This is a genomic window from Rhizobium sp. KNZ2-6A, assembly GCF_056755475.1.
Genome location: NZ_JBNDIC010000062.1, coordinates 1 through 22,740, shown reverse-complemented (window position 1 = coordinate 22,740; position 22,740 = coordinate 1). Strand labels below are relative to the sequence as shown.

General features: G+C 60.4%; 22 protein-coding genes and 1 pseudogene. 4 read left to right on the top strand and 19 right to left on the bottom strand.

Going from position 1 to position 22,740, the window contains the following annotated elements:
• Positions 1-13: 13 nt before the first annotated feature.
• The 3 genes from ACPYOP_RS28840 to ACPYOP_RS28830 all read right to left on the bottom strand — a co-directional run bounded on the left by ACPYOP_RS28840 (position 14) and on the right by ACPYOP_RS28830 (position 1,910).
• Entirely contained in the window at positions 14-259 is a 246-nt protein-coding gene (locus ACPYOP_RS28840; RefSeq protein WP_481413672.1) for a WGR domain-containing protein, read from the bottom strand.
• Positions 260-417: 158 nt separating this feature from the next.
• Positions 418-1,062 carry a TenA family protein gene (locus tag ACPYOP_RS28835; protein ID WP_481413671.1) on the bottom strand — a complete coding sequence of 215 codons (645 nt, stop codon included), beginning with the start codon at positions 1,060-1,062 and terminating at the stop codon, positions 418-420.
• Between the two features lie 5 nt (positions 1,063-1,067).
• Positions 1,068-1,910 carry a BtpA family protein gene (locus ACPYOP_RS28830; RefSeq protein ID WP_481413670.1) on the bottom strand — a complete coding sequence of 281 codons (843 nt, stop codon included), beginning with the start codon at positions 1,908-1,910 and terminating at the stop codon, positions 1,068-1,070.
• A 26-nt stretch (positions 1,911-1,936) separates the two neighbouring features.
• Here ACPYOP_RS28830 and ACPYOP_RS28825 point away from each other — a divergent pair, with 26 nt between their 5' ends.
• Positions 1,937-2,839: a PfkB family carbohydrate kinase gene (locus ACPYOP_RS28825; RefSeq protein ID WP_481413669.1), complete on the top strand. Its 903-nt coding sequence runs from the start codon at positions 1,937-1,939 to the stop codon at positions 2,837-2,839.
• 3 nt (positions 2,840-2,842) lie between these two features.
• Here the strand turns inward: ACPYOP_RS28825 and ACPYOP_RS28820 are convergent, their stop codons facing one another.
• From ACPYOP_RS28820 to ACPYOP_RS28795, 6 genes are read right to left on the bottom strand one after another with little or no spacing between them, the layout of a single operon-like run.
• Positions 2,843-3,613, bottom strand: a complete 771-nt coding sequence (locus tag ACPYOP_RS28820) for a glutamine amidotransferase (protein ID WP_481413668.1) — start codon at positions 3,611-3,613, stop codon at positions 2,843-2,845.
• 32 nt (positions 3,614-3,645) lie between these two features.
• The gene (locus ACPYOP_RS28815; protein WP_481413679.1) at positions 3,646-4,710 is read right to left on the bottom strand and encodes a phosphotriesterase family protein; all 1,065 of its coding nucleotides are present in this window, start codon (positions 4,708-4,710) and stop codon (positions 3,646-3,648) included.
• Positions 4,711-4,715: 5 nt separating this feature from the next.
• Entirely contained in the window at positions 4,716-5,720 is a 1,005-nt protein-coding gene (locus ACPYOP_RS28810; protein WP_481413667.1) for an ABC transporter permease, read from the bottom strand.
• Complete coding sequence (locus ACPYOP_RS28805) at positions 5,717-6,526, bottom strand: ATP-binding cassette domain-containing protein (protein ID WP_481413666.1); 810 nt, start codon at positions 6,524-6,526, stop codon at positions 5,717-5,719. Before ACPYOP_RS28805 ends, ACPYOP_RS28810 begins: the two co-directional genes overlap by 4 nt.
• Complete coding sequence (locus ACPYOP_RS28800) at positions 6,523-7,473, bottom strand: substrate-binding domain-containing protein (RefSeq protein WP_481413665.1); 951 nt, start codon at positions 7,471-7,473, stop codon at positions 6,523-6,525. The genes ACPYOP_RS28805 and ACPYOP_RS28800 overlap by 4 nt, the downstream gene beginning before the upstream one ends.
• A 20-nt stretch (positions 7,474-7,493) precedes the next feature.
• A complete protein-coding gene (locus ACPYOP_RS28795; protein WP_481413664.1) occupies positions 7,494-8,531 on the bottom strand; it encodes a LacI family DNA-binding transcriptional regulator in 1,038 nt (345 codons plus the stop codon).
• A 309-nt stretch (positions 8,532-8,840) separates the two neighbouring features.
• On the opposite strand from ACPYOP_RS28795, the gene ACPYOP_RS28790 reads away from it, so the two are divergent.
• Positions 8,841-9,491: a glutathione S-transferase family protein gene (locus ACPYOP_RS28790; protein WP_481413663.1), complete on the top strand. Its 651-nt coding sequence runs from the start codon at positions 8,841-8,843 to the stop codon at positions 9,489-9,491.
• A gap of 16 nt (positions 9,492-9,507) precedes the next feature.
• Here ACPYOP_RS28790 and ACPYOP_RS28785 read toward each other — a convergent pair whose 3' ends face one another.
• Entirely contained in the window at positions 9,508-10,101 is a 594-nt protein-coding gene (locus tag ACPYOP_RS28785; protein ID WP_481413662.1) for a TetR/AcrR family transcriptional regulator, read from the bottom strand.
• Positions 10,102-10,237: 136 nt separating this feature from the next.
• Here ACPYOP_RS28785 and ACPYOP_RS28780 point away from each other — a divergent pair, with 136 nt between their 5' ends.
• Complete coding sequence (locus ACPYOP_RS28780; protein ID WP_481413661.1) at positions 10,238-11,461, top strand: MFS transporter; 1,224 nt, start codon at positions 10,238-10,240, stop codon at positions 11,459-11,461.
• Between the two features lie 86 nt (positions 11,462-11,547).
• Here the strand turns inward: ACPYOP_RS28780 and ACPYOP_RS28775 are convergent, their stop codons facing one another.
• Entirely contained in the window at positions 11,548-13,332 is a 1,785-nt protein-coding gene (locus tag ACPYOP_RS28775) for a trimethylamine N-oxide permease (protein ID WP_481413660.1), read from the bottom strand.
• A gap of 243 nt (positions 13,333-13,575) precedes the next feature.
• Here ACPYOP_RS28775 and ACPYOP_RS28770 point away from each other — a divergent pair, with 243 nt between their 5' ends.
• Positions 13,576-15,945 (top strand): trimethylamine N-oxide demethylase, encoded by a 2,370-nt coding sequence (locus ACPYOP_RS28770; protein WP_481413659.1) that lies wholly within the window; start codon positions 13,576-13,578, stop codon positions 15,943-15,945.
• 27 nt (positions 15,946-15,972) lie between these two features.
• Here ACPYOP_RS28770 and ACPYOP_RS28765 read toward each other — a convergent pair whose 3' ends face one another.
• The 8 genes and pseudogenes from ACPYOP_RS28765 to ACPYOP_RS28730 all read right to left on the bottom strand — a co-directional run.
• A complete protein-coding gene (locus ACPYOP_RS28765; protein WP_481413658.1) occupies positions 15,973-16,386 on the bottom strand; it encodes a hypothetical protein in 414 nt (137 codons plus the stop codon).
• A gap of 146 nt (positions 16,387-16,532) precedes the next feature.
• Positions 16,533-17,132, bottom strand: a complete 600-nt coding sequence (locus ACPYOP_RS28760; protein ID WP_481413657.1) for a methyl-accepting chemotaxis protein — start codon at positions 17,130-17,132, stop codon at positions 16,533-16,535.
• A 114-nt stretch (positions 17,133-17,246) separates the two neighbouring features.
• Positions 17,247-18,584, bottom strand: coding sequence for an NAD(P)-binding domain-containing protein (locus ACPYOP_RS28755; protein WP_481413656.1), 1,338 nt, complete (start codon positions 18,582-18,584; stop codon positions 17,247-17,249).
• A gap of 67 nt (positions 18,585-18,651) precedes the next feature.
• On the bottom strand, positions 18,652-19,692 hold the full coding sequence (locus ACPYOP_RS28750) for a heme-dependent oxidative N-demethylase family protein (RefSeq protein ID WP_481413655.1): 1,041 nt from the start codon (positions 19,690-19,692) through the stop codon (positions 18,652-18,654).
• Between the two features lie 29 nt (positions 19,693-19,721).
• Positions 19,722-20,687, bottom strand: coding sequence for a PDR/VanB family oxidoreductase (locus tag ACPYOP_RS28745; RefSeq protein WP_481413654.1), 966 nt, complete (start codon positions 20,685-20,687; stop codon positions 19,722-19,724).
• Positions 20,684-21,289: a dimethylamine monooxygenase subunit DmmA family protein gene (locus ACPYOP_RS28740; protein ID WP_481413653.1), complete on the bottom strand. Its 606-nt coding sequence runs from the start codon at positions 21,287-21,289 to the stop codon at positions 20,684-20,686. Before ACPYOP_RS28740 ends, ACPYOP_RS28745 begins: the two co-directional genes overlap by 4 nt.
• 9 nt (positions 21,290-21,298) lie before the next feature.
• Entirely contained in the window at positions 21,299-22,432 is a 1,134-nt protein-coding gene (locus ACPYOP_RS28735) for an aminomethyl transferase family protein (RefSeq protein ID WP_481413652.1), read from the bottom strand.
• Between the two features lie 111 nt (positions 22,433-22,543).
• Positions 22,544-22,630: pseudogene (locus ACPYOP_RS28730) on the bottom strand (bifunctional methylenetetrahydrofolate dehydrogenase/methenyltetrahydrofolate cyclohydrolase); the annotation flags it as partial.
• Between the last annotated feature and the right edge of the window lie 110 nt (positions 22,631-22,740).

Here is a 22,740-nt window from a genome sequence, read left to right as displayed (position 1 = left end):
AAGCCGAACCACTTTAGGATCGCGGCCGGTATCCTCTGGCCCGTTTCTGCCGGGCCAATGTGAGAAACATCCTGACGGCGTCGCTTTCATCGGCGAAATGATGTGCCATGGTCTGCCCGCCGAACCCTATGCGGCCCCATCTTCTTGTCAGGCAGGTGTCGCCGAACAATGTCGTCGATATCTCCAGGGCATAATAGCGCGCCATGTTCCGCGCGGCGTCCTTGCGTTCGATGTAGAGATGATAAGGTTGATTAAGCATGCCGGCAGGATGATCGATCCGGCTGGCGGGGTCCAACGAGTGTTTTGAATCGATCGCCCCGGTTCGATTCATTGCTGTTATGTATTCGGACCGGTCGTCCCCTCGCCTCTTCGAACCTCCCCTGCCCGCAGCCTATGCTGATCGGCAATCACTGCCCGTCAGGAATAGGCGGCTTCGTGGAAGGTAATTTCCAGACGTTGCGTTTGGCCGAAAATGGCGCTCAGCCGCTTGCGCTCGTCAGCGCGCATGGTCTCTCCCGCCTGGTCGAGCACGGCTTTCAGCCATCGCGCCTGCGCCTCGAATTCGGGCTCGGCATGAAGCCTGACCCATTCCTTGAGCAGGGGATCGCCGATCGCGGATCGGTTGGATTCGATCGACCAGGTCCAATACATCCATTCGGCGGCAAACATGGCTGCGATCGTATCGAGAAATGCGCCGTCGCGGGCGATCGCCAGCATTCCCTCGCAGAAGGCGGCCACGTCTTCTCGTGCGGTGTCGTATCGGGCCGGATCGATGCCGCGCGCTGCAAACGTCTTTTCGAAATAGGCGATCTGCTGGTTGGCAAGCGCGTCGAGTACGCCGATCAGCCAGCGCTTCTGTGCGATGGTCTCGGCCTTGGCGGTGGCATAGGAGAAGATCGCGATCGCCGTATCGACGAAGGCACCCTCGAAAACGAGGTAGCGCTCGAATACCTCATTCGGAAGACGGCCGGCCTTGATGTCCTCGACGAAGCGGTGGTGAACCATCGTTTCAAAGACATCCCGGTTCTCTTCAAGCATTTGCTCCGACAGGGTTTGTGCCATGACGGTCAAGCCTCCAGGCCGGGTTTCGCCGCTTCGACGAAGGCTGCGACACGGGCCGGGTCGACCGGGTTCCACCAGACGCCGTCCGTCTTCAGTGACGAGGCGACGATGACGCCGTCCGTGCGCTTGAGGATTTCGATGATATTTTCCTTGGTCACGCCTGAGCCGACCAACAGCGGCAGATGGGTGGCGGCGCCGATCTCTTCGATCTCCTCGATCGTCGCGCTGTTGCCCGTCCTCTGGCCGGTGGCGATGACGACGTCGGCATCGAAGAAGGCAAGGTCGCGGGTCAGCTCGTCGATCGTCCGATCGGCGGTGATGGCGTGGGCGCCGTGCTTCACATGGCTGTCGGCGAAGACCCTGATATGTTCGGCGCGCAGCAGCGAGCGATAGCGCATGGCCTCGGCCGCGCGCCCCTCCATGAAGCCCTCATTGGCGACATAGGCGTTGGCCCATTGGTTGACACGGATAAAGCGCGCGCCTCCGGCCATCGCAATCGCGAAGGCGGGGATCGGTGCGTTGGCAAGCACGTTGATGCCAAGCGGCACGCCGACGGCACGCGCGATACGGTCCGTCACGACGGACATGAAGGCTGCGGTTTCATGGCCGATCTCTTCGGGTTTCGAAAAGGGAATGTCCCCGTGGTTTTCGATGATCAGGCCATGGATTCCACCCTTGACGAGCGCTTCGGCGTCGCGAATACAGGTGTCATAAATGGAATCCATCGCCGCACTGCGATAGCGAGGAGCACCGGGGAAAGGCGGACAATGGATCATGCCGATCAGCGCCTTGTCAGTACCGAAGATTTCCCGTATGGCGCTTGAGGCCCTATCCGATATCTGCTGCATTTCTCTTTCCTTTCTGAAAGCCTGCCATGCGTGCCTATGTCATCGGTAACGTCGCCATCGACGAAACCATATCCGTATTGTCCATGCCCGAAGCCGGCGCCTCGATCCTCGGTCGGGAGGAAACTCGCGACCTTGGCGGCAAGGGCGCCAATCAGGCGGTCGTGATGGGCCGGACGGGCCTTTCCACGACGCTCGTAGCCGCCGTCGGCGAGGATTTTCGAGCCCAGACGATCCGCGACCAGCTTGCCGGAGAGGAGGTCGATGCTCACCTCGTGGGGCACCCCCACCGCTCCAGCGACTTTTCCATCATCTTCACCACGCCAGATGGCGAAAATGCCATCGTGACGACGACGGCCTCGGCCGAGGCATTGACCCTTGCCGAGGCGCTTGCGCCGCTTAAGGCTGCCAGAGCCGGCGACCTCGTCGTGCTGCAGGGCAATCTCAGCGAAAGCGTCACTCGCGGCATTCTTGCCGAAGCCAGACGCCGTGGCCTGACCACCGCCTTCAACCCCTCCCCGCTGCGGCCTTACTTCGCCGAGCTCTGGCCGCTGATCGACATCGCCTTTCTCAACAAGGGCGAAGCCGAAAGCCTGACCGGATCGTCCGGCGAGACCGCCATTCAACGCCTGGCCGAAGCAGGTGTAGCGCAGATCGTCCTGACCCTCGGCGGCAATGGTGCGATCCTTGCCAGCGGTAATCAGGTGCTTGCCACCATCCCAGCGCTCGCGACCGAAGTCGTCGACACGACAGGCGCCGGCGACACCTTCATGGCGGTTGCGCTAGCCTCGGCTGCCCTTAGAGACACGAAGCTCGATGCCCGCGCCATTCGCCATGCAACGGCGGCCGCCGCCATCACCGTTAGTCGCCGGGGAACGCGCTCAGCCTTCCCGAGCAGCGGCGATCTCGCCGGCATTCTCGCCGGCGAATGACGCTTATTTTTCCTCCGTCAGCCAACCGAGGATATTCTTCCAAAGACGCCCGTAACCCTCCCATTCACAGAAGGCGGGCGACAGCCAGTGCGGGCCGATATCCGAAGTCCAGGCTGCGGTTTTGCCCTTGCCGAAGCGACCGGTCACCAGGAGCGGATGTCCGCCCTGATCATCGGGCAGACGGGCGATGACCTCGATGTCGTCGCGCTCGCGTACTTCGACTTCGTTGACACCGAGCAGCAAAGGCCATTCCTTCGGCATGCCGGCAACCGTTGCATGTTCGGATTTGACGGTGACAGGCGTCGTTCCCTCGGGAATTTCGACGCGGTCATCATAGGGCAGGCACGTGACGGGCAGCACGTCTTCCACCGGCGTGCGGCGCCAGCGGGCCTTGCCGTCGATCCCCTGGAAGGAAAAATAGCCACCGACCATCAAAAGGCCGCCGCCCTTTTCGACCCAGGCCTTGAGCAGTTTCAGGCGGTTCGGGACGGTCTTGGAATGCAGCCACACCGCCGGCGGAAGAAGCAGCGAATTGGCGCCGATGTCGGAAAGAATGATGGCGTCATAGGCGTCCAGCCCGGCCATGTCGAAGGGCAATTGCTCGACGGCTTCGTGGGCAGGCATATAGGTGAGTTCGTATTCGCTGCCGGCAAGCGCCTTCACGAGCGGCTCGGCTCCCAGATGGAAGGTGACGCTTCCAAACTGGTCGAAGCCCTTATAGTGCGTGGCGGAACTGACCCAGCTTTCGCCGACGAGAAGAACCTTCTTTGTCATGATGTTTCCATTTCTTTTTCTTGATGTGGCGGTCAGGCAGCGGCCTCGAAGACCGACCTTGGATTGGCGCGCATGAAGATGTCGAGCGTCGCATCGTCCAATCCATGGCGCTTCAGGCGCGGCAGGAAGTGGCGCAGAATATAGGCATAGCCGTTGCCCCCGTAATGCTTCAGCATCATCTTCAGGAAGACGTCGTGGGAGAGCAGGAGCCGATGCTTGTGTCCCATCTCGACGAGTTTGACGAGTGCGCGAGCCGCCTCCTCGTCGCTTGGGCATTGCACCTGCTGGTCGGCATAGAAAAAGTCCATGCCGATCATGTCGTATTCGAGGAAGGCGCCACGGGCAGCCAACTCCGACTGATAGGTGAGATCGTCATGCGACGGGTTCATGTGACACAGCACCGTATGCCTGAGATCGCCGCCCTCGGACGCCACGATGTCGAGTACCTTGTGACCCAGGCGATACCAGCCCGGAAGATGAACCATCAGGGGTAGTCCGGTGCGCACATGCGCCTGTGTCGCGCCCCGCAACGATTTTTCCTCCGCCTCGGTGAAATCGGACGAGACGCCGATCTCGCCGATCAAGCCGATCTTCACGTCTGTGCCATCCGCGCCGACGATCGCCTCCGACACGATCTCGTCGGCGATCTGAGCTGCGGACATATCCGCAACTCTCGCCGGATGAGACGAGCCGAGATAGAAACCGGCGCCCATGACGATGTTCAGTCGCGTCGCCTTTGATATCCGCCGCAGAGCCAGAGGGTCGCGGCCGATGCCCTGGCAGGTCGGCTCGACAACCGTCTGGCCGCCGAGCCCGGTAAAATCCTTGAGCTCCGCCACGGCGAGCTTTTCGTCATCAAGCGTGATGTTGTGTTTGTTGACGAAGGGGTCCTGCCGCAGCTCGCCGAGGATTTCCATGCAGACGAAGCTTTCGGCAAGATATTGCCGGTCCGGTGTCTTCGGCGCGTGCCACCAGCAGCGGCAATCGTTGAGGATATGCTCGTGCATCAAAGTGACGCCGAGATCGGACACCGGCATGGCCCCCGAAACCGTCATCACCTGTCCGGATCGAACATGACCAGGTGAAAGCTCATCCATTGACATCAGCTCTTCCTCCTGCCGGACAATCGGAAATTGGTGGTGAAGATGCGCGTGTTGAGCCAGATGGCGACGAGGATGATCGCGCCGGTGACGATCTGGGTGAAGAAGGGCGAAATATGCATCAGGATCAGACCGTTGCCGATGACGGCGATCGTCATGGTGCCGAGCACCGTTCCGATCATCGTGCCGCGACCGCCCATCAATGACGTGCCGCCCAGCACGACGGCGGCGATGACCTGAAGTTCGAAGCCGACGGCCGCGTTCGACGAGCCCGAGCCGAGGCGCGCGGCAATCAAAAGCCCCGCCAGCGCCGATGCGACCCCCGAGACAAGATAGACCGATGCGACGATCCATTTGGCCGGCATGCCGACACGACGGGCCGCTTCCATGTTCGATCCCACCGCCACGATCTGCCGTCCGTATTTCGTTGAGGCCATGACGACATAGCCGACGATCGCGATCAGGATTGCGATCAGCGCCGGAACGGGAAAGCCGGCCAGTTCGCCGCGTCCCATGTAAAAGAAGCCGGGATCGCCGTTGATCGGAATGGAATAGCCCTGGGTTAGATAGAGAGCCACACCTCGCAGGATGGAGAGACCAGCAAGGGTGACGATAAAGGCCGGAATGTTCTGGTAGGCGATGAACCAGCCCTGCAACAGGCCAATGATGCCGCCGAAGGCGAGCATGCCGATCGAAACCACTGGCCAGGGTATGCCCGTCGCCAGCGTGATGGCGGCGACCGCATTGATGAGAGCCAGCATCGAACCGACGGAGAGGTCGATCCCGCCTGTCACGATGACAAGCGTCATGGCGATCGCCACGACGAGGATAGGAGCCGCCTGACGCACGACATTGAGGATATTGCCCATCGTCATGAAGGTCGTGGTCGTCAGCGAAAAGAAGACGAGGCATGCCAGAAAGAAGAAGGCGATCGACAGGACCTGGGCATTTTCACCCAGAAAGTCTGATATCGGTGAGCCTTTGCTGCGTTCGGTGTAGGCGGTCAATGTCTTTCTCCCCCGACGATGAGCCTGACGAGGTCCTCAAGATTGGTCTTGCCGATGTCGCGCTCCGCAACCTTGGTGCCCTCGTACATGACGGCGATCCGATCGCAGACCCTGAAGAGATCCTGCAGGCGGTGGGTGATGAGGACGACGGATACGCCGCTCGCCTTGACCCGGTTGATGAGCGACAGGACGGCCTCGACCTCCGCGACCGCAAGCGCCGATGTCGGCTCGTCCATGATCAGCACTTTGGGACCGAACGAGGCTGCCCGCGCAATCGCGATCGCCTGGCGCTGGCCGCCCGACAGCTTCTCGACCTTGGCCGAAAGACGCGGAATGCGGATCTCCAGGGCATCGAGCATCTTGCGAGCCTCAGTCAGCATCCTCTGGCGGTCGAGGAAGGGTCCCTTGGTGATTTCGCGCCCGAGGAAGAGATTGCCGACGACATCGACATGATCACACAGGCTCAGGTCCTGAAAGACCATTTCGATATGCCGGTTGCGCGCATCGGCGGGTCCGGAGAGTTTGACCTCCTCGCCGTTCAGCGAAATGGTTCCATCATCCGGCAGATAGGTGCCGGAGATGATCTTGGTGAGCGTCGATTTCCCGGCGGCATTATCGCCGACGAGGCCGAGGCATTCGCCGGGAAAGAGGTCGAGATCGACGCCACGCAGCGCCTGATGCGAGCCGAAGGTCTTGCGGATGCCGCGCAGCGATACGGCTGGCGTCACAGCGGGTGAGCCGGAGGAATGCCGGGAGGCTTGCGCCTCCCCGGCTCCGGCATAAACAGGCCGGTTTTCCGTCATCATTTGAAGACGGCCCGGTATGGATCGACGTTTTGCTTCGTCACGATCGTGATGGGAACCGAAATGCTCTTTTCGACGCTCTGGCCCGCGGTCAGCTTCGCCAACGCTTCGACGGCGGCCTTGCCCTCGCCTGCCGGGTCCTGCTGGACGACGGCGACGACATAGCCTTGATCGAGACCCGCGATCGCCTGCGCGGTCAGATCCCAGCCGAAGACCTTGATACTGTCCTGCTTGCCCTGGCTCTGAACGGCGGCGATCGCGCCGAGGAGAGCAGGCTCGCCGGTGGCGTAGATCGCCGTCATGTCCGGATTGCCGGTGATGAGATTTTCGGCGGCGGCAAGGGCATTGTCCTGGATATTCTGGCCATCGACAACGCCGACGGTTTCGATGTTGCCGCCCTTGATCGTGTCTTCGAAGCCTTTCTGGCGGAGGTTCTGGATATAGGAGTTCAGGGCGCCGACGATGCCGATCTTGGCCTTGCCGCCCATGTCCTTCTTCACATAGTCGAGGAAATAGGCGCCGATATCGGCGCCGGCCTTGCCGTTATCGACGCCGATCTGCGATTTCTGCGGCCCCTCCGGCAAGATCGCATCGATGGCGACGACCGGAATGCCGGCATCCGAGGCCTGCTTGACGGCGGGCATGATGCCGTTGACGTCGATGGCAACGACGATCAGGCCATCGACCTTCTGCTGGACATAGGTCTCGACGGCGCTGTTCTGCGCGGCAGCGTCGTTGTTGGCGTTGAAGATGACGAGCTTGTCGCCCGAGGCATCGGCGGCCTTCTGGGCGCCTTCGTTGATCTGATTGAAGAAAAGGGCCTGCTGATTGATCTGCACCAGTGCATAGGTCTTGCCCGCCGCATGCGCTAGCGGAGCTGCCAGGGTCGCGCCCGCAAGCGCGGTGAAGGCAAGGGCGACGTTGAACGCCCGACGTTTGATCTGTTCCATGTTCTCATCCTCTGGTTTCGTTATCGTTGCTTGTTATGTGTCGACGGCGGTGCAACGGATTTCCGCACGACGATTTCGACTGGCACGAGTTCCTCGGTGGCGAGCGATCGACTTTCCTGCCAGTTTGTTTCGAGAAGAAGGGACAGGGCGCGTTGCCCGATGGCGCGTACCGGCTGCCGGATCGCCGTCAGCGGCGGCGCGAAGAGATGCAGCGGGCTGACATCATCGAAGCCGACGAGGGACAGGTCATCGGGTATCGAAATCCCCTTCTCCCGCAGAACCTCGATCATGCCGATGGCGATTTCGTCCGAGCTGGCGAAGATCGCGGTTGCCGGCATGCCCTCTTCCAGGAACCGCAGCGCCATCTCCCGTCCGCAGGCAATGGTGTATTCGCCGCTGTAGCGCCGGATCGATACGTTTTCGCCGAAGCGCTCCCGCAAGCCCTCGTGCAATCCGTTGAAGCGCCGCTGCGTGCTGATCATGGCGTCGGGACCGCCGACATAAAGCACGTCGCGATGGCCAAATTCAGCCAGATGGCGGCCCGCAAGATAGCCGCCCTGCCGATTGTCGCAGAAGAGTTTCGGGACCGTCGCGAGCGGAACGTCCTCGTCGACGACGACGACCTTGCCCGTTCGATTGATGAGAGCGGCGAGCTCTCCGCCATCGGGATGGTTGGTGACGAAGACGAGACCATCCACGTGGTTGTGCTCGATCAGCCTGAGATAAGCGACCTCGCGCCCTGTCCGGTTCAGTGTCGCATAAAGCGATACGGCCAAGCCCTTGTCGTTGGCCGCCTCTTCGACGGCGGCCACCATGGTCGCGAAGAACGGGTTGGCGATATCGGGCACGACGAGACCGATCGTGTCGGAACGACCGCGGCTCAGCCGCCGGGCATGCGGGTTCGGCTGATATTTGAGGAATGCGATCGCCTCTTCGATCCGACGCTTGGTCAGCATGGGCAAATCCAAGGAGCCATTCAGCATGCGGGAGACTGTTGTCACCGACACGCCGGCAGCCTTCGCGACATCCTTCAATCCAGGGGTGTGTCCCTTTGCCATCAGCTTGTAAACCGCTTTAGTAAAACGCTTTACTAAACTCGATGACAATCGCCAATCTGTCAAGAGGATTTGCCAAGGTCATGCCGAAGGCGGCGGCGAAGAAGAATTTGCGCTGCCGCTTTCGGTCTTTTTGCGGGAGGATGGGCAAGTCGGTGGGGCGACGGACGAGGTCGCCCGCTTCTCATCCTATTCTCGACGATCCGCCTTAGTTTTTGAGCATTCCCGCTCTCGGAAACTATCTTGCAGACGAAGTGTCGGAATTTCGCTCAGCCAGCCGTCTTTGAGGCAGACAAACCATGGAGAGCAGCAATGACGATAACGATTACCGCCTTTGAAAAGTCGCCGGATCGCGGCAGGGGGCTGGCGCGTGACATGCGCGTCCGCTGGGCGCTGGAAGAGGTCGGCGAGTCTTACGACGTGCGCCTTCTTTCGTTCAAGGCGATGAAGGAGCCCGCGCATCTCGCACTTCATCCCTTCGGGCAGATCCCGACCTATGAGGAGGGCGATCTTACATTGTTCGAGTCCGGGGCAATCGTGTTCCATATCGCGGAGCGTCATGCCGGCCTGCTGCCGGATAACGCCAACGCGCGGTCGCGGGCGATCACATGGATGTTTGCCGCTCTCTCCACAGTGGAGCCGCCGATCATCGAGCGTTCAATCGTAAGATTCCAGGAGCGTGATCAGGCCTGGTATGAGCAGCGCCTGTCCATGGTCGATGAACGCATCCGCCAGCGGCTCAACGAACTGTCCGATCACCTCGGCAGCGCCGATTGGCTCGAGGACGCGTTCAGCGCTGGCGATCTTATGATGATATCGGTCCTGCTCAGGCTGAAGGATTCGGGCATCTTGCAGGACTATCAGAACCTCTGCGCCTATGTCGCCCGTGGGGAGGCGCGACCGGCATACAAACGAGCTTTCGAGGCTCAACTCGCAGTCTTCACTGCCGCATCGGCCGGCTGAGTGGGCTCCAGGTCCATCAGTCCTTCTCGATCCGCAAGCCTTCGAGGAAAGTCCGAAAAGCCTCGACTGCCCGTTTCGAGATTGTCGCTGGATTGTCCGAATTGGCGATCCATTGCGCCGCGCAGCTGCTTGCCGCATTGATGAGGCGGGCGCCGGCTTCCGGGTCAATCTTCGCGATGATACCCTCGTCTCCAAGGTCGCGCAGGCTCTCTCTGATCGTGGCGATGCAGCCGTTGGCGCTCGGCCATCCCGAGGGATCACCAAGGACAGCCGGGCCGTCGCGAAACATGATGCGTTGGATTTCCGGTTCCAGCGCCATCTCGACATATCCGACGTTCTCGTCGATGAATGCCTGCCAACGCGATGGCGCCCTGGACGAAATCGCACAGAGCCTTGCGGTCATTTCCGCATCGATCTCGCTGACGACTGCCTGCAGCAATCCCTTCTTGTCGCCGAAATGGTGATATAGTGCCCCCCGCGTCAGTCCGGCGGCAGCTGTAAAGTCATCCATCGATGCGTCGGCATAGCCGACGCTACCGAATGCCTTACGGCCAGCGGCCAGCAGCTTGGCTCGCGTCTCAGCGATCATTTCACTACGGGGTTTGCGCATCACGTCTCCGTCAACGGCATCGTATAAATTTGCATACGGCACGTATATTAGTTGACATACGCGGCGTATGCAATTATTTCATTCGCATACGCTGCGTATGTATATGGCGACTTGTTCTCATCCAGGGAGCGTTTTAATGTCCAATCCGTATCGTGAGATTTTCCGGGCGCCGGGTGCGAAAGGTTTTTCGGCTGCGGCCTTTTTCGCGCGCATTCCCATTGCGATGGCCCCGATCGGCATTGTCGCCATGCTGTCCCAGACGCGCGGCGAATATTGGCTTGCCGGGGCGGTTTCCGCCACCTTCGCTTTGGCCAATGCGTTCGTCTCGCCGCAAATATCGCGGCTTGTCGACCGGCTAGGCCAGCGCGCGGTGGTCGCGCCGGCGACCATTCTCTCGGTTATCGCCTTTGTCGTTCTCGTCATCGCCTCAAATCAGGATTGGCCGGCGTGGACGCTGTTCGCCTCGGCCCTCCTTGCCGCCGTCATGCCGAGCATTCCGGCCATGGTCCGCGCCCGCTGGACGGAGATCTTCCGCGCCCGGCCTGAGCTGAACACCGCCTTCGCTTTCGAATCCGCGGCCGATGAGCTCGTCTATATCGCCGGCGCCTCCCTTTCGGTCGGCCTCTCGGTTTCGCTTTTCCCGGAGGCCGGGATGCTTGTGAGCACGATCTTCCTTGCGCTGGGGACAACGGCCTTTTTGTTGCAGCGGTCGACGGAACCCAAGGTGCGTGCGCTTGGTTCCGATCACCCGCAACATTCGGCAATCCGGCTGCGTCCGGTCCAGATCATCACGCTTGCCCTGATTTTCGTCGGCGCCACCTTCGCCACGGCGGAAGTGAGCGCCGTCGCCATCACCAAGCAGCTTGGCCAGCCAGGTGCTGCAAGCCTTGTCATCGGCGTCTATGCCCTCGGCTCGTTTATCGTCGGTCTGGTTGTCGGCGCGCTGAACCTCAAAACGCCGCTTCAGAGACAGTTGCTGATTGCGGTCGGCGTCCTTGCCTTCACCTCCCTGCCGCTTCTCGTTGCAGGCACGTCGGTCGCCTTGCTGGCCTTTGCGGTTTTCCTGAGCGGCGTTGCCATCTCGCCGACCTTTATCACCGCCTTCGGGCTGATCGAACGCCGGGTGCCGGAGGCTATGCTGACGGAAGGCGTGACCTGGATCATGACAGGCATCGGCATCGGCATGGCGCTCGGCGCCTTCGTTTCCGGCTGGATGGTCGATAATTTCGGACCGGCGAATGGCTTCTGGGTTTCGGTCGCATCGAGCGCGATCACGGTCTTAATCGTGGCACTCGGCCAAACAAGCCTGTCAGGCGCGCGAGCAGGCGATGCCGCGACCGTCAAGCAAGCCGCCGAATGAGCGGAGCCGAAGACGTGATGAGGGTCCGGCCTGCCAGGCAAGCCGGACCCTCAGTGTTGTGAACGGTGGATTTCGCCAGGGTGTCGCTATGCCGGCAGCTGGAAGGCCCAGTTGGCGATCAACACGATGGCAAGACCGCCGACAAGCGCCAGATAGGGCAGAATGCCCGCTTTCCTGACACCCAGATCCTGGCCGACCAGACCAAGATCATCCATGGCACCGGCCGGGAACTTGCCGCCATCGCGAACATAATGCCTGTGGGCGAAGACCGGCAGGATCAGGGCCGCGAAGGCAAAACCGATCCAGAGCGCATTCGCATAGCCCCAAACCTTGGCGCCGGCGCCGAGGAAGAGGGCGTTGACGAAGGCAAGCACGGTGTTGAGGCCGATGAGCCAGGACGGCGCTTTCCACGGGCGCTCGATATGGCCGGAGTCCATGCGGTGGATCCAGCCCGAATTGAGGTTGAGGAAATTGAAAATGATGTATCCGACATTGGAGACGGCGAGCACGAAGAAATAGCCGCTGGTGTCGGATGCGATGGCCAGAAGAAAGAGATTGAAGGCGAAGTCCGTCCACATCGCTCTCGTGGGCGCGCCGTTCTCATTCACATGATCGAGATATTTCGGCAGCCATCCGTCCTTCGAGCCCTGATAGAGCGTGCGCGACGAGCCGGCCATCGCTGTCATGATGGCGAGGAACAGCGCCAGGATCATCAGGACGACAAGCAGCTGTGTGACGATGCGGCCGGCGCCGATCAGGCCGCCGAGCGCTTCGCCGACGCCGGTCCCGTCGACGATACCCGGCGCCAGCATGCCGGCATGGCCGAGAACGCCCTGGAAGGCGAAGGGCACGAGGAAGAAGAAGATGCAGCAGGCAAGCCCCGAATAGAAGATCGCCTTGAACGTATCCGTCTTCGGGTTCTTGAGTTCGCGGGTATAGCAGACAGCCGTCTCGAAGCCGTAGGTCGACCAGGCGGCGATGTAAAGGCCGCCGAGGAAGAGCGTCCAGCCGCCATTGCTCCAGGTTCCGTCGGTGGCGGCGTAGGCGGCCGTCGGGGGCAACAGGCCCGTGACATTGGTGGAGACGATCTGGCCGCTGACGATCGGATAGACACCGATGATGAGCAGCGGCACGAGCACGATGATCGCCAGCCACTTCTGCACGCTCGCCGTCTCGGAAATGCCGCGATGCTGGATCGCAAAGATGATCAGCATCAGGACGCCGCCGATGAAGAAGGTGGCGTTGATATTGGCGGTTGCGAGGAAGGGAATGTTGAAGCTGAAAAGCGACCAGTTGCGGATGGCGGGCGTAAAGGCGGCAACGCCATCGGCGCCGAGAAGTGCCTTGACCGCGTCGTCGGGCGATGTGCCGGCATGGGCCGCGATATATTCGGTGACGCGGGGACTATCTGCGGTGATCGACGTCGCATGCGCGCTGATCCAGCTGAGTACGGCCTGCGAATCCGCCGCGGGAATGGGGAAGAAGGCATTGAGGATATAGCCGGCCGCAATGGCACAGCCGAGCGACAGCACCGGCGACCAGGCAAACCAGTTGCACCAAACGGAAAGCGGCGCGATGAATTTCGAGTAACGCAGCCATGCCGTCGCGCCATAGACCGAGGCGCCCCCGGACTTATTGCCGAACATGCCGGCAATTTCGGCATAGGTGAAGGACTGCAGGAAACCCATGATCATCGAGATGATCCACACGACGAAGGCAAGTTTGCCCGTCGTGCCGGCGATGCCGCCGATGGAAAAGAGAACAAGCGGCGGCACGCCCGCGGCCACCCAGAATGCGCCCTTCCAGTCAAGCGCGCGTATAAGCTTACCTTCGGTGCCGGCGGAAGCGCCGGTGTCCACGATATCCGTCATCGGTGATATTCCCCATTTTGTTCCGGACGTATCTCTCGTACGTCTCCCTGAACGTGCCTCCCATGGCATTGCGGGGCGTGCTGGAGGTTTTCGTGAGCCGAGTCTATGCGCGGGTTTCCAGATGCATGCCCTTTATGCATAGTGAAGATATTTTCTTTTTAGTCAATATCACTTTACTTTCCACCGGCATTTTGTCAGCATGATTCCGGTGCCTCGATGCACCCCATTTCCCGAGAGGGCTCTATGCGAGATCTCCACCCGTCAACTGCCGGAATAAGGCCCATCTCGGCGAGCATAATTCGCTATCCGGGCATTCCGGCGCTGCCGCAAGATACCGAACGCTATCGCTGCAAGGGTGGTGGATCGCTGGTCGTGCGCGTCGAGCCCGGTGACCGAGTCTCCGTGACGGATAGCGAGGGCGGCCAAGTTTGCGAGCTCACCTTCCTCGATGAAAAGGGCCGTTTTCAATCCGCAGGATTGGGATCCGCGTTCACCGGCGAAGCGACGGGCCTGAAAGCCATTCTTTCCTCGGGGGATGAAAGTGCGGCTCGCGTTAAAACAGCGCTGGAGCGGCGTGGCGCCGATCTGGCGTCCGCGGCGGCACTGCGCCTCTTCGGCGCATCGTCGCCGGCGGGTAGCACGGCGGAATTCACCATCGCTCTCAAAGGTCTGCTTGTCGCCTGCGCGCCGGGAGTGGCTATGTGGCCGGAGGCCCAGGATACGGCGACGCCAGTGGAAATCAGAATTCGCCGGGCGACGATCATCCGGGACTACGCCTCCGCGCTGCCGGAACCGCTCGCCGATCCGATCGAAGATATTCGCATCAGGGCGGCGACCGCCTCCGCCTATTTCGTCCGTGCCGGAGAATATATCCAGATCATCGATGTTTATGGCCGGCAATGCACCGACTTCCAGGCCTTTTCCGCCCGCAAGGTCGACAAGGGGCTCGATCTCGCGCTCGATTCTACGGTTACCCGCACCCTGCTCGGCCGCAGCTATCCAGCTCCCGGCCTTCCCTCCAAGGCCTTCGACCGTGATTTCGAGCCGCTGGTGGAAATCGTGCAGGATACGGTCGGCCGGCATGACGCCTTCGCCACGGCCTGCAATTCCCGCTACTATGACGACATGGGTTATCCCGGCCACGTGAACTGTAGCGACAATTTCAATGCGGCGCTTGCGCCCTACGGTATCGCCGGCCGAAAAGGCTGGGAGGCGCTCAACTACTTCTACAACACCAATGTCGATCATAATAACCAACTCTATCTCGATGAGCCTTGGTCGAGACCGGGCGACTACGTCCTGATGCGCGCGCTGACGGATCTCGTCTGCGTCTCCTCCTCATGCCCCGATGACATCGATGCGGCCAATGGCTGGGACCCAACCGATATCCATGTGCGTACCTTTTCCGGCAAAGAAAAATTCACACGAGCGGTGGCCTATCGCATGACCCCAGACGCCGATCCCGAACTGACGCGGGAGACCGCGTTTCACCCACGCCTTTCCGCCATGACGCGGGACTACACCGAATATCGCGGCTATTGGCTGCCGAACCGTTTCTCCTCGGAGGGACCGGTCGAGGAATATTGGGCCTGTCGCGAACGCGCGGTCGTCATCGACCTCTCGCCGCTTCGCAAGTTCGAGGTGACGGGGCCGGATGCCGAAGAATTGCTGCAATATTGCCTGACGCGCGATGTGCGCAAGCTCTCGATGGGCCAGGTCGTCTATTCCGCGATGTGCTACGAACATGGCGGCATGATCGACGACGGCACGCTCTTCCGTCTCGGCGACAAGAACTTCCGCTGGATCGGCGGTGACGACTACAGCGGTATCTGGTTGCGTGAGCAGGCGGAGAAGAAGGGCTTTAAGGCCTGGGTCCGCTCATCCACCGACCAGATGCACAACATCGCCCTGCAGGGTCCGAAGAGCCGCGACATCCTGAAGGAGATCATCTGGACGGCGCCGCGCCAGCCGACCATCGGCGAACTCGAATGGTTCCGCTTCGCGGTGGGTCGCATCGGCCACTTCGAAGGGGCGCCGGTCGTCGTCTCCCGCACCGGCTATACCGGCGAGCTCGGCTACGAAATCTTCTGCCATCCGAAAGATGCGGAAACCGTCTTCGATGCGGTCTGGAAAGCCGGCGAGCCATATGGGCTGAAGCCGATGGGCCTGGAGGCGTTGGACATGGTGCGTATCGAGGCGGGCCTCGTCTTTGCCCATCATGAATTCGACGATCAGACAGACCCCTTCGAAGCCGGCATCGGTTTCACCGTTCCGCTGAAATCCAAACAGGACGATTTCATCGGGCGCAAGGCATTGGTGCGGCGAAAGGAAAATCCGCGTCACCTGATGGTCGGCCTGGACATCGAGGCCAATGAAGCCGTCGGGCACGGTGATTGCATCCATATCGGCCGCGCGCAGATCGGCGTGATCACCAGCGCGACCCGCTCGCCAATCCTCGGCAAGACCATCGCGCTTGCTCGCGTCGACGTCACGCATGCGGCTGTTGGCACCAGGGTCGAGATCGGCAAACTCGATGGTCAGCAGAAACGGCTTCCGGCCGTGATCGTGCCGCTTTCGCATTACGACCCGCAGAAGACGCGGCCGCGATCCTAGCTTTCATTGCGATCAAAATGGCATAGATCAGCAGTAAATCTTGTCTTCGAATGGCCCCGCTTCAAAAACCGCGGCACCGTTGACGAACTCGCGCGCCCAGATGTCGCCGGGGCCAAGATCACCGACGCCCTTTGCCTCGAAGGACAAGCTGGGGACGCGCTCTGCGACGAACGTGAACAAAGCAATGGTCGACCACGGATCAAGATTGAATAGTGCGGAAGCCGAAAATCCATGCATACCAAACGCTTGCTCGAGGTCCTTCAAGACATCCTGACTAAGCGCCTGGTCAGCGAGATAGGCAGCTATCTCATCTTTGATGGCGATCAGGGCCGCCTTATCGCCATCGCTCAAGGTGAGGTAAACAGTCGTACTAAAGCTCATAAGTCCACTTTCATATTTGCGCGTCAGAGGCTTTAGCTTGATCACGGTCTGAATGCACATGGGAAATTGCAACCATATCAGCGCTCATGGTGGAATTCACGGGCTTCAGCTTCGCCTTTGCTGAAGAAGCGCTGTCGAGGCGTCTGGAAAAGTGAGCGAGCACATCGGCTGTATTGAAGCGGCAGGAGGCGTTGCACTTCCGAGCTTCAATCAGATTTCTTCTGAGCGGCCGAGATCGCGCGCGCCGCCTCTTCGGAGGAGTTGGCAAGCGTGCGCATTTCCGCCGCCAGGACCGCGAAGCCCGATCCGGCCGTGCCTGCTCTTGCCGCCTCGATGCCGGCATTGACGGCAAGCAGTTTCAGGTAGCGCAGTGACTGCAGGATCTCGCTGGTCTTCGATGCCGTGACCCGCATGCCCGAGGTTTGCTCGTCGATGCGCTGATAGAGGGATTCGATATTGATGATGCTGCCTTCGAGATAGAGCAATTCCCCTGCCTCGTCCCATACGCCGCCGCCGGTCTCTGTCACCCAGATCAGATGTCCCTCACGGTGACGGATGCGATATTCCATCGTCCAATCGGTGCGGCTTGCCAAAGCCTTGCCGACAAGTTCATCCATGAGGGGAACATCCTTCTCGTGCATGATGGAGGTGAAGGTCCTCGCGCGATTGCCGATGATCTCGTCGGCGGGATAGCCGAAAATGCGCTCGATGCCGTCGGTCATGTCAAGCATCGTATAGTTTTCGTCTGCGCGGCAACGGTAGAGAAAGCCGGCCATCCGGCCAAGAATGCTTGTTTGAAAATCCATTGAGGCCATGCCCAAAGAGGAGGTTGCTGATGAACTCGTTTCGTCTCAACGCACAGAAGGCCGGCGGGGCTGCTCTTCGCCTCCCCTGCCGGTTACATTGGATATGGCTGGAGGTCAGTTGCGCAGATATTCCTCCATCGAGTCATCGAGCGCATCGACCCAGGGCGTATGATGTTTCGGTGACATGGTGCCGGTCATCAGCGAGCGGTAGGCGTGGTCGCGGAAGCCCATGATATTCTCCGCCTTGTGGTGCTCCCACTCCATGAAGGTCTTGTTCGTGCCTTCGATGTCGAAGCTCGGATAATCGGTTTCCGCAAGCAGCTCCTTCACATAGTCGCCTTGATACCAGATCATCTGTTCGGCATCCTCGAGCGTCTCCTCGCGGGCGCGCCACTTGTCGAAATTTGCCTGCAGCTCTTCTTCCGGCGGCAGCTTGATGCGGCCCATTATGACATCGCGCGCCCACCAGGCCTGCACGTCGAACATGTTGAAGGTGTAGAACTGGTCCTGCATGCCGATATAGAAGAGCTGCGGGTTCTTGTCGAAGATCACGCCCTTGTAGAGATGGTCGGCCCAGAGGCGGTTGGCCGTCTTCAGGCGGAGATCGTCAGGCAGGAAGGGGAAATGATGCTGATAGCCAGTGCAGAGGATCAATGCGTCGACATCCTTCGATGATCCGTCGAGGAAATAGGCCGTCTTGTTTTCAAGCCGCGTCAGTAGCGGCCGCTCTTCGAAATTGGCAGGCCATTTGAAGCCCATTGGCTTCGAGCGATAGCTCGTGGTGACGGATTTGGCTCCATATTTCCAGCACTGCGAGCCGATATCCTCGGCCGAATAGCTGCGGCCGACGAGCAGCACATCCTTGCCCTTGAACTCCAGCGCATCGCGGAAATCATGCGCATGCAGCACGCGCCCGTTGAAAGTCTTTACTCCCTCGAAATAGGGCACGTTCGGCGTCGAGAAGTGGCCTGACGCAACCACGACATAGTCGAACTCTTCGTCATACATCCTGTCCTGCGTGCGATCATGCGCCGTCACCGTGAACTTCCTGGTGACGCCGTCGAAATGCACCATGCGCACGGGCGTGCTGAAGCGCACCCATTTGCGCACGTCGGCCTTCTCGACGCGGCCCTTGATATAGTCCCAGAGCACGGCGCGCGGCGGATAGGAGGCGATCGGCTTGCCGAAATGCTCTTCAAAGGAATAATCGGCGAATTCCAGGCATTCCTTCGGGCCGTTCGACCAGAGATAGCGATACATGCTGCCATGCACCGGTTCGCCATATTCATCGAGGCCTGTGCGCCAGGTATAGTTCCAGAGGCCGCCCCAATCCGCCTGCTTTTCGAAGCAGACGACTTCCGGGATATCAGCACCCTTCTTTGCGGCCGATTGAAAGGCCCTTAGCTGGGCAAGGCCCGAAGGGCCGGCACCGATAACGGCAACTCGTGTCATGTGGCATTCCCCTTCTCGATTCTATCGAAGTTCTTATGGCAGGCACTGTTTGGCATGGCGTCCGGCATCAATCCGGGAAAATGCCGGGACTGGTCGGAGCGCCGTCGTCATATTTCGCAAGCCAGTCGATGGTGGTCTGGCGGAAGCGCGTCAGGCCCTTGTAGTCGATGAGCTCCGGCGGCAGGGTTTTCAGCACACGCGGGAAGCGGCGCGCCCATTTCGGTACGGTCACCAGCTCGTTCATGTTCATCAGATAGCAGCGGATGACGAAGAGAATGGCGTTCGAGCGCGGCAGGCGCCAGAGGCTCTGCAGCTCGACGCGAAGATGCACCTTTTCGCCGACATTCTCCGGCGTCACCGTGGTGCGATCCGGTCCCCATTTCGGATAGTTTTCGGGGCTGGTGTCGAGGCGGGGATTGATCGTCATCGTCCAGTTGAACCGGCGCGTCGGCTTGCCCTGCTGCAGGTTCAGAAGGAACTTCAGCGCGCGGTCGAAGACACCGATCTGGTGGGCGAGCGGCACCGGCCCATGCCACTCCATGAAATTCATGCCGATATCGAAATCGAGCGACCAGTCGGCCTGGGTCGTCACCATGCCGGCATCCATCCAGAGATTGCCGTCGCGCTGGTCGACGATGCAGAAATCGCCCTGTGCTTGGCGCGTGATATATTCGAAGGGCTCGTAGGGCAAAGTCGATGCATCGCCGAAGGTGAACGTGTCATCGATGCCAAGGGGACGGTTGATCCAGCGCCACTGATCGCCATTCTTGGTGAGCGTGAAATGCTCGGGATAGCCGGCCGCCTGCTCTTCCATCAAGAGTTCGAGCGTATCCCACTGCGCCGTCATCATATGCGGCAGCGCCTGATAACGCAGCGGATCCTCCTTCAGCACCAGCGCCCGGTCGTGCATCTCGGCGACATAGTGCTCGTCGACGTCGATGAGGCTTTCGTAGACCGTATTCTTCTGCCCCTTCACATGCGGTTCCATGTTGACGGAATACATGTATTCGTCGCGGTCGAAGGGAAACGGAAAGCGCCGGATGTTTTCCGGACTGTTGCGGTAGCTGAAATCGTCCCTGAACGTTTCCTGCTTGAAGGCGATTGCCATGTCCGTTCTCCTGGGTATCGGCTTGATGCCTATAGGTCGAGATGCAACGCGCTTCCTTCGAAACGGGAAACGCAGATCATCACCTTTCGGCCCGAAGCCTTTTCTTCGTCGGTCAGATAGACGTCATTGTGCAGAAGCTTGCCGTCGCAGGCGGCAACGTCAGTCTCACATTGGCCGCAGGCACCACCGCGACAGAGAAACGGCGCGTCGACACCGGCTGCCTCGATCGCTTCCAGCATGCTTTCATGATGGCCGACATGCACAGTCTTGTCCGACCGGGTCAGCACGATGGAGAAGGGCTTACCCGGTTGCGATGACAGGAAGCGTTCGGAATGCAGGTTCTGTTCCGGCCAGCCGGCCTCAAGGCCCGTTCTCAGCACACCGTCGATCATGCCTGAGGGACCGCAGACATAGAGATGCGTGCCGAGCGGCTGGCTTTCGAGAAGGCGAGCGACGGGGATGAAATTGCGGTCCGCATCGCAATAGATCTTCACCCGTTGCGAGCCATAGTGTTCGACAAGTTCGCGGCAATAGGCGCCGCGATCGAGCGAACGCACGGCATAATGCAGCTCGAAATTGGCGCCTTCGCGTGAAAACTGCTCCATCATCGCGATGAAGGGCGTGATGCCGATGCCGCCGGCGATGAGAAGGTGCTTGCGCCCGCGCCAATCCGGCTGGAAAAGATTGACCGGATAGCTGACCTTGAGCTCGTCGCCCTCCCTCACCTTCTCATGCATGAAGGCGGAGCCGCCGCGCGACTCCTCGACGCGCAGCACGCTGATCTCATAGGCCGAGCAGTCATGCGGAGGCGACATCAGCGAATAGGCGTTGCGACGCACATGGCCCTCATCGTTCATGGAAACGATCACATGAGCGCCGCCGGAAAAATAAGGCATGGGCTTGTCGTCGAGACGCTCGAAGCGGAAGCGCTTGATGCGCTCGGCAATGGGGGTGACCTTCGCCACGCGAACAGGAATTTCAGTACCACCGCTCACAGGAACAACTCCTCGGGATCGGGCGCGCTACCTGGCTCTTCCGCATCGATATTGACACCCTGGAAGGCACCGAGGCGGCGCGAATAATGGTCGCGCACCAGAAGCGGTAGCCCGCAATGGCTGCAGGCAAAGGGGCTATGGGTGACATCCTCGGTGATGCCCTTGCAGTGGACGCATTGCACGCGGCGCGCTAGGGAACCGCGGTGCTCGGTGATGATCGAGGCATGGTCCATGCCGTAGTCGAGTGCCACTATCATCGCCTGGCCGATAAAGCCCTCGGTGCCGGCGATGTAAAGCCGGGTGCCCATATGCGCTGCCGAAAGCGAGCCTCTCAGGCGGAAGAGCAATGTCGCAATGGTCGGTGCCGTGAAGAACATGTCGGTGCCGAGCCTGCGCAGGGCCTCGTCATGGCCCCTGCCCTGCGAGCCGCGCGCAACGTAGAGCACCTCGCTGCGCGATAGGATGGTATCGTCAAGTTCCGCCATCTGGTCGAGGAGAGCGTTGGCCCCCTCGCCTTCCAGCGCAAACAGATGCCGCCGGGCATACGGCTGAATAGAAAGACCCTTATAGACCGGTCGGCTCTTGATGCCTTCGACAAGCATGAGCGCCTCCTAACCGATGGCTGTCCTCTTCTTCTTCTCCGGATCGTCGAAGGGTAGCGTATGCGCAATCGCGCTCGCCTTCAGGCTCTTGCCTCGCACTTCGAGCCTTGTGCCCTGCACGGCCCTGTCGACATCGAGGCGGGCGATCGCCATCGATTTTCCAGTGAGTGCAGAATAGCAGGGGCAGGTGATGACACCGACCTTCTTGCCCTCGGCAAAGACCTCGTCACCGAGATCGGCCGGGCCGTCTGCATCGATCAGCATGCCGAAGATCTTGAAGCGCTCCTTGCCCTTGAGGCGCGCATGCTCCTCGGCGCCGCGGAAACCGGTCTTGCCGGGGCTGACGGTGAAATCGAGGCCGAGTTCCCAGAGGCTGTCGCCGGGCGGCTGGTCGGCGAAGGGGTACATCTGCGAGTTATCATAGGGATAGAAGAGCAGGTAGCTTTCGACGCGCAGCATGTCGAGGACGCTGAAGCAGCAGGGGATGATCCCCATCTCCTCGCCTTCCGCGACGATGCGGTCCCAGACCATCGGCGCGTCCTGGCCGCGAACGAAAATTTCGTAGCCGCGCTCGCCGGTATAGCCGGTGCGCGAGATCATCACAGGCGCGCCGAACAGCGTCGTTTGCATGTGGTGGAAATATTTGAGATCGCGGATGCCAGGCACGTATTTGGCGAGATAATCGACCGCGACCGGGCCTTGCAGTGACAGATCGTGCAGATCGTCGTCGAAGAGAACGGCGCAGTTGCGACCGGCCGCCTGCTTGACGAGTTCCTCGTGGCCGGAGCCCGAGCCATGCACCAGCATCCAGGAATTCGGGCCGGTGCGGTAGACGATGCAGTCGTCGGTGAAGTAGCCGCGGTCGTTGAGCATCGCGGCATAGACCGAGCGGCCGGGATAGATCTTCGACATGTCGCGGGTGGTGATATAGTCGAGCACGGCGATGGCATGCGGCCCGACGAGATGCACCTTCTTGAGGCCGGAAACGTCCATGATGCCGGCCTTGGTGCGGATCGCGACATGCTCCTGCGACATGTCCTTATCGTAGGTCCAGGCGGTTCCCATGCCGCTCCAGTCCTCGAGTTTCGATCCGAGAGCACGGTGCCGGTCCGCCAAGGCGGAGAAACGCCATGATAATGCCATTTCGTTCCCTCATTTTCTTCTATGGAATAATTATTTCCTGACTATAGTCGTCTTTCATGCCTTGGCAAGCCGATCCGAAGTGTTTTTCTTCCGCTCAAGATGGCATTTCGTTCAAAATTTCGGCGGCTTTCTGCCAGCGGCAGGACCGGCAGTGACGACGGTATTTGCCATCGGCATAGCGATCGTCATCGGCCCGACATTGTTCACCGAAGCCGCCGCCTTCTTCCCGTCCCTCACCCCATGCGTTCGGAAGCATAGGAGCCTGGGCTTGCTGGGAAGACGACGGTGCGGTTGCCGTTGAGGAAGGT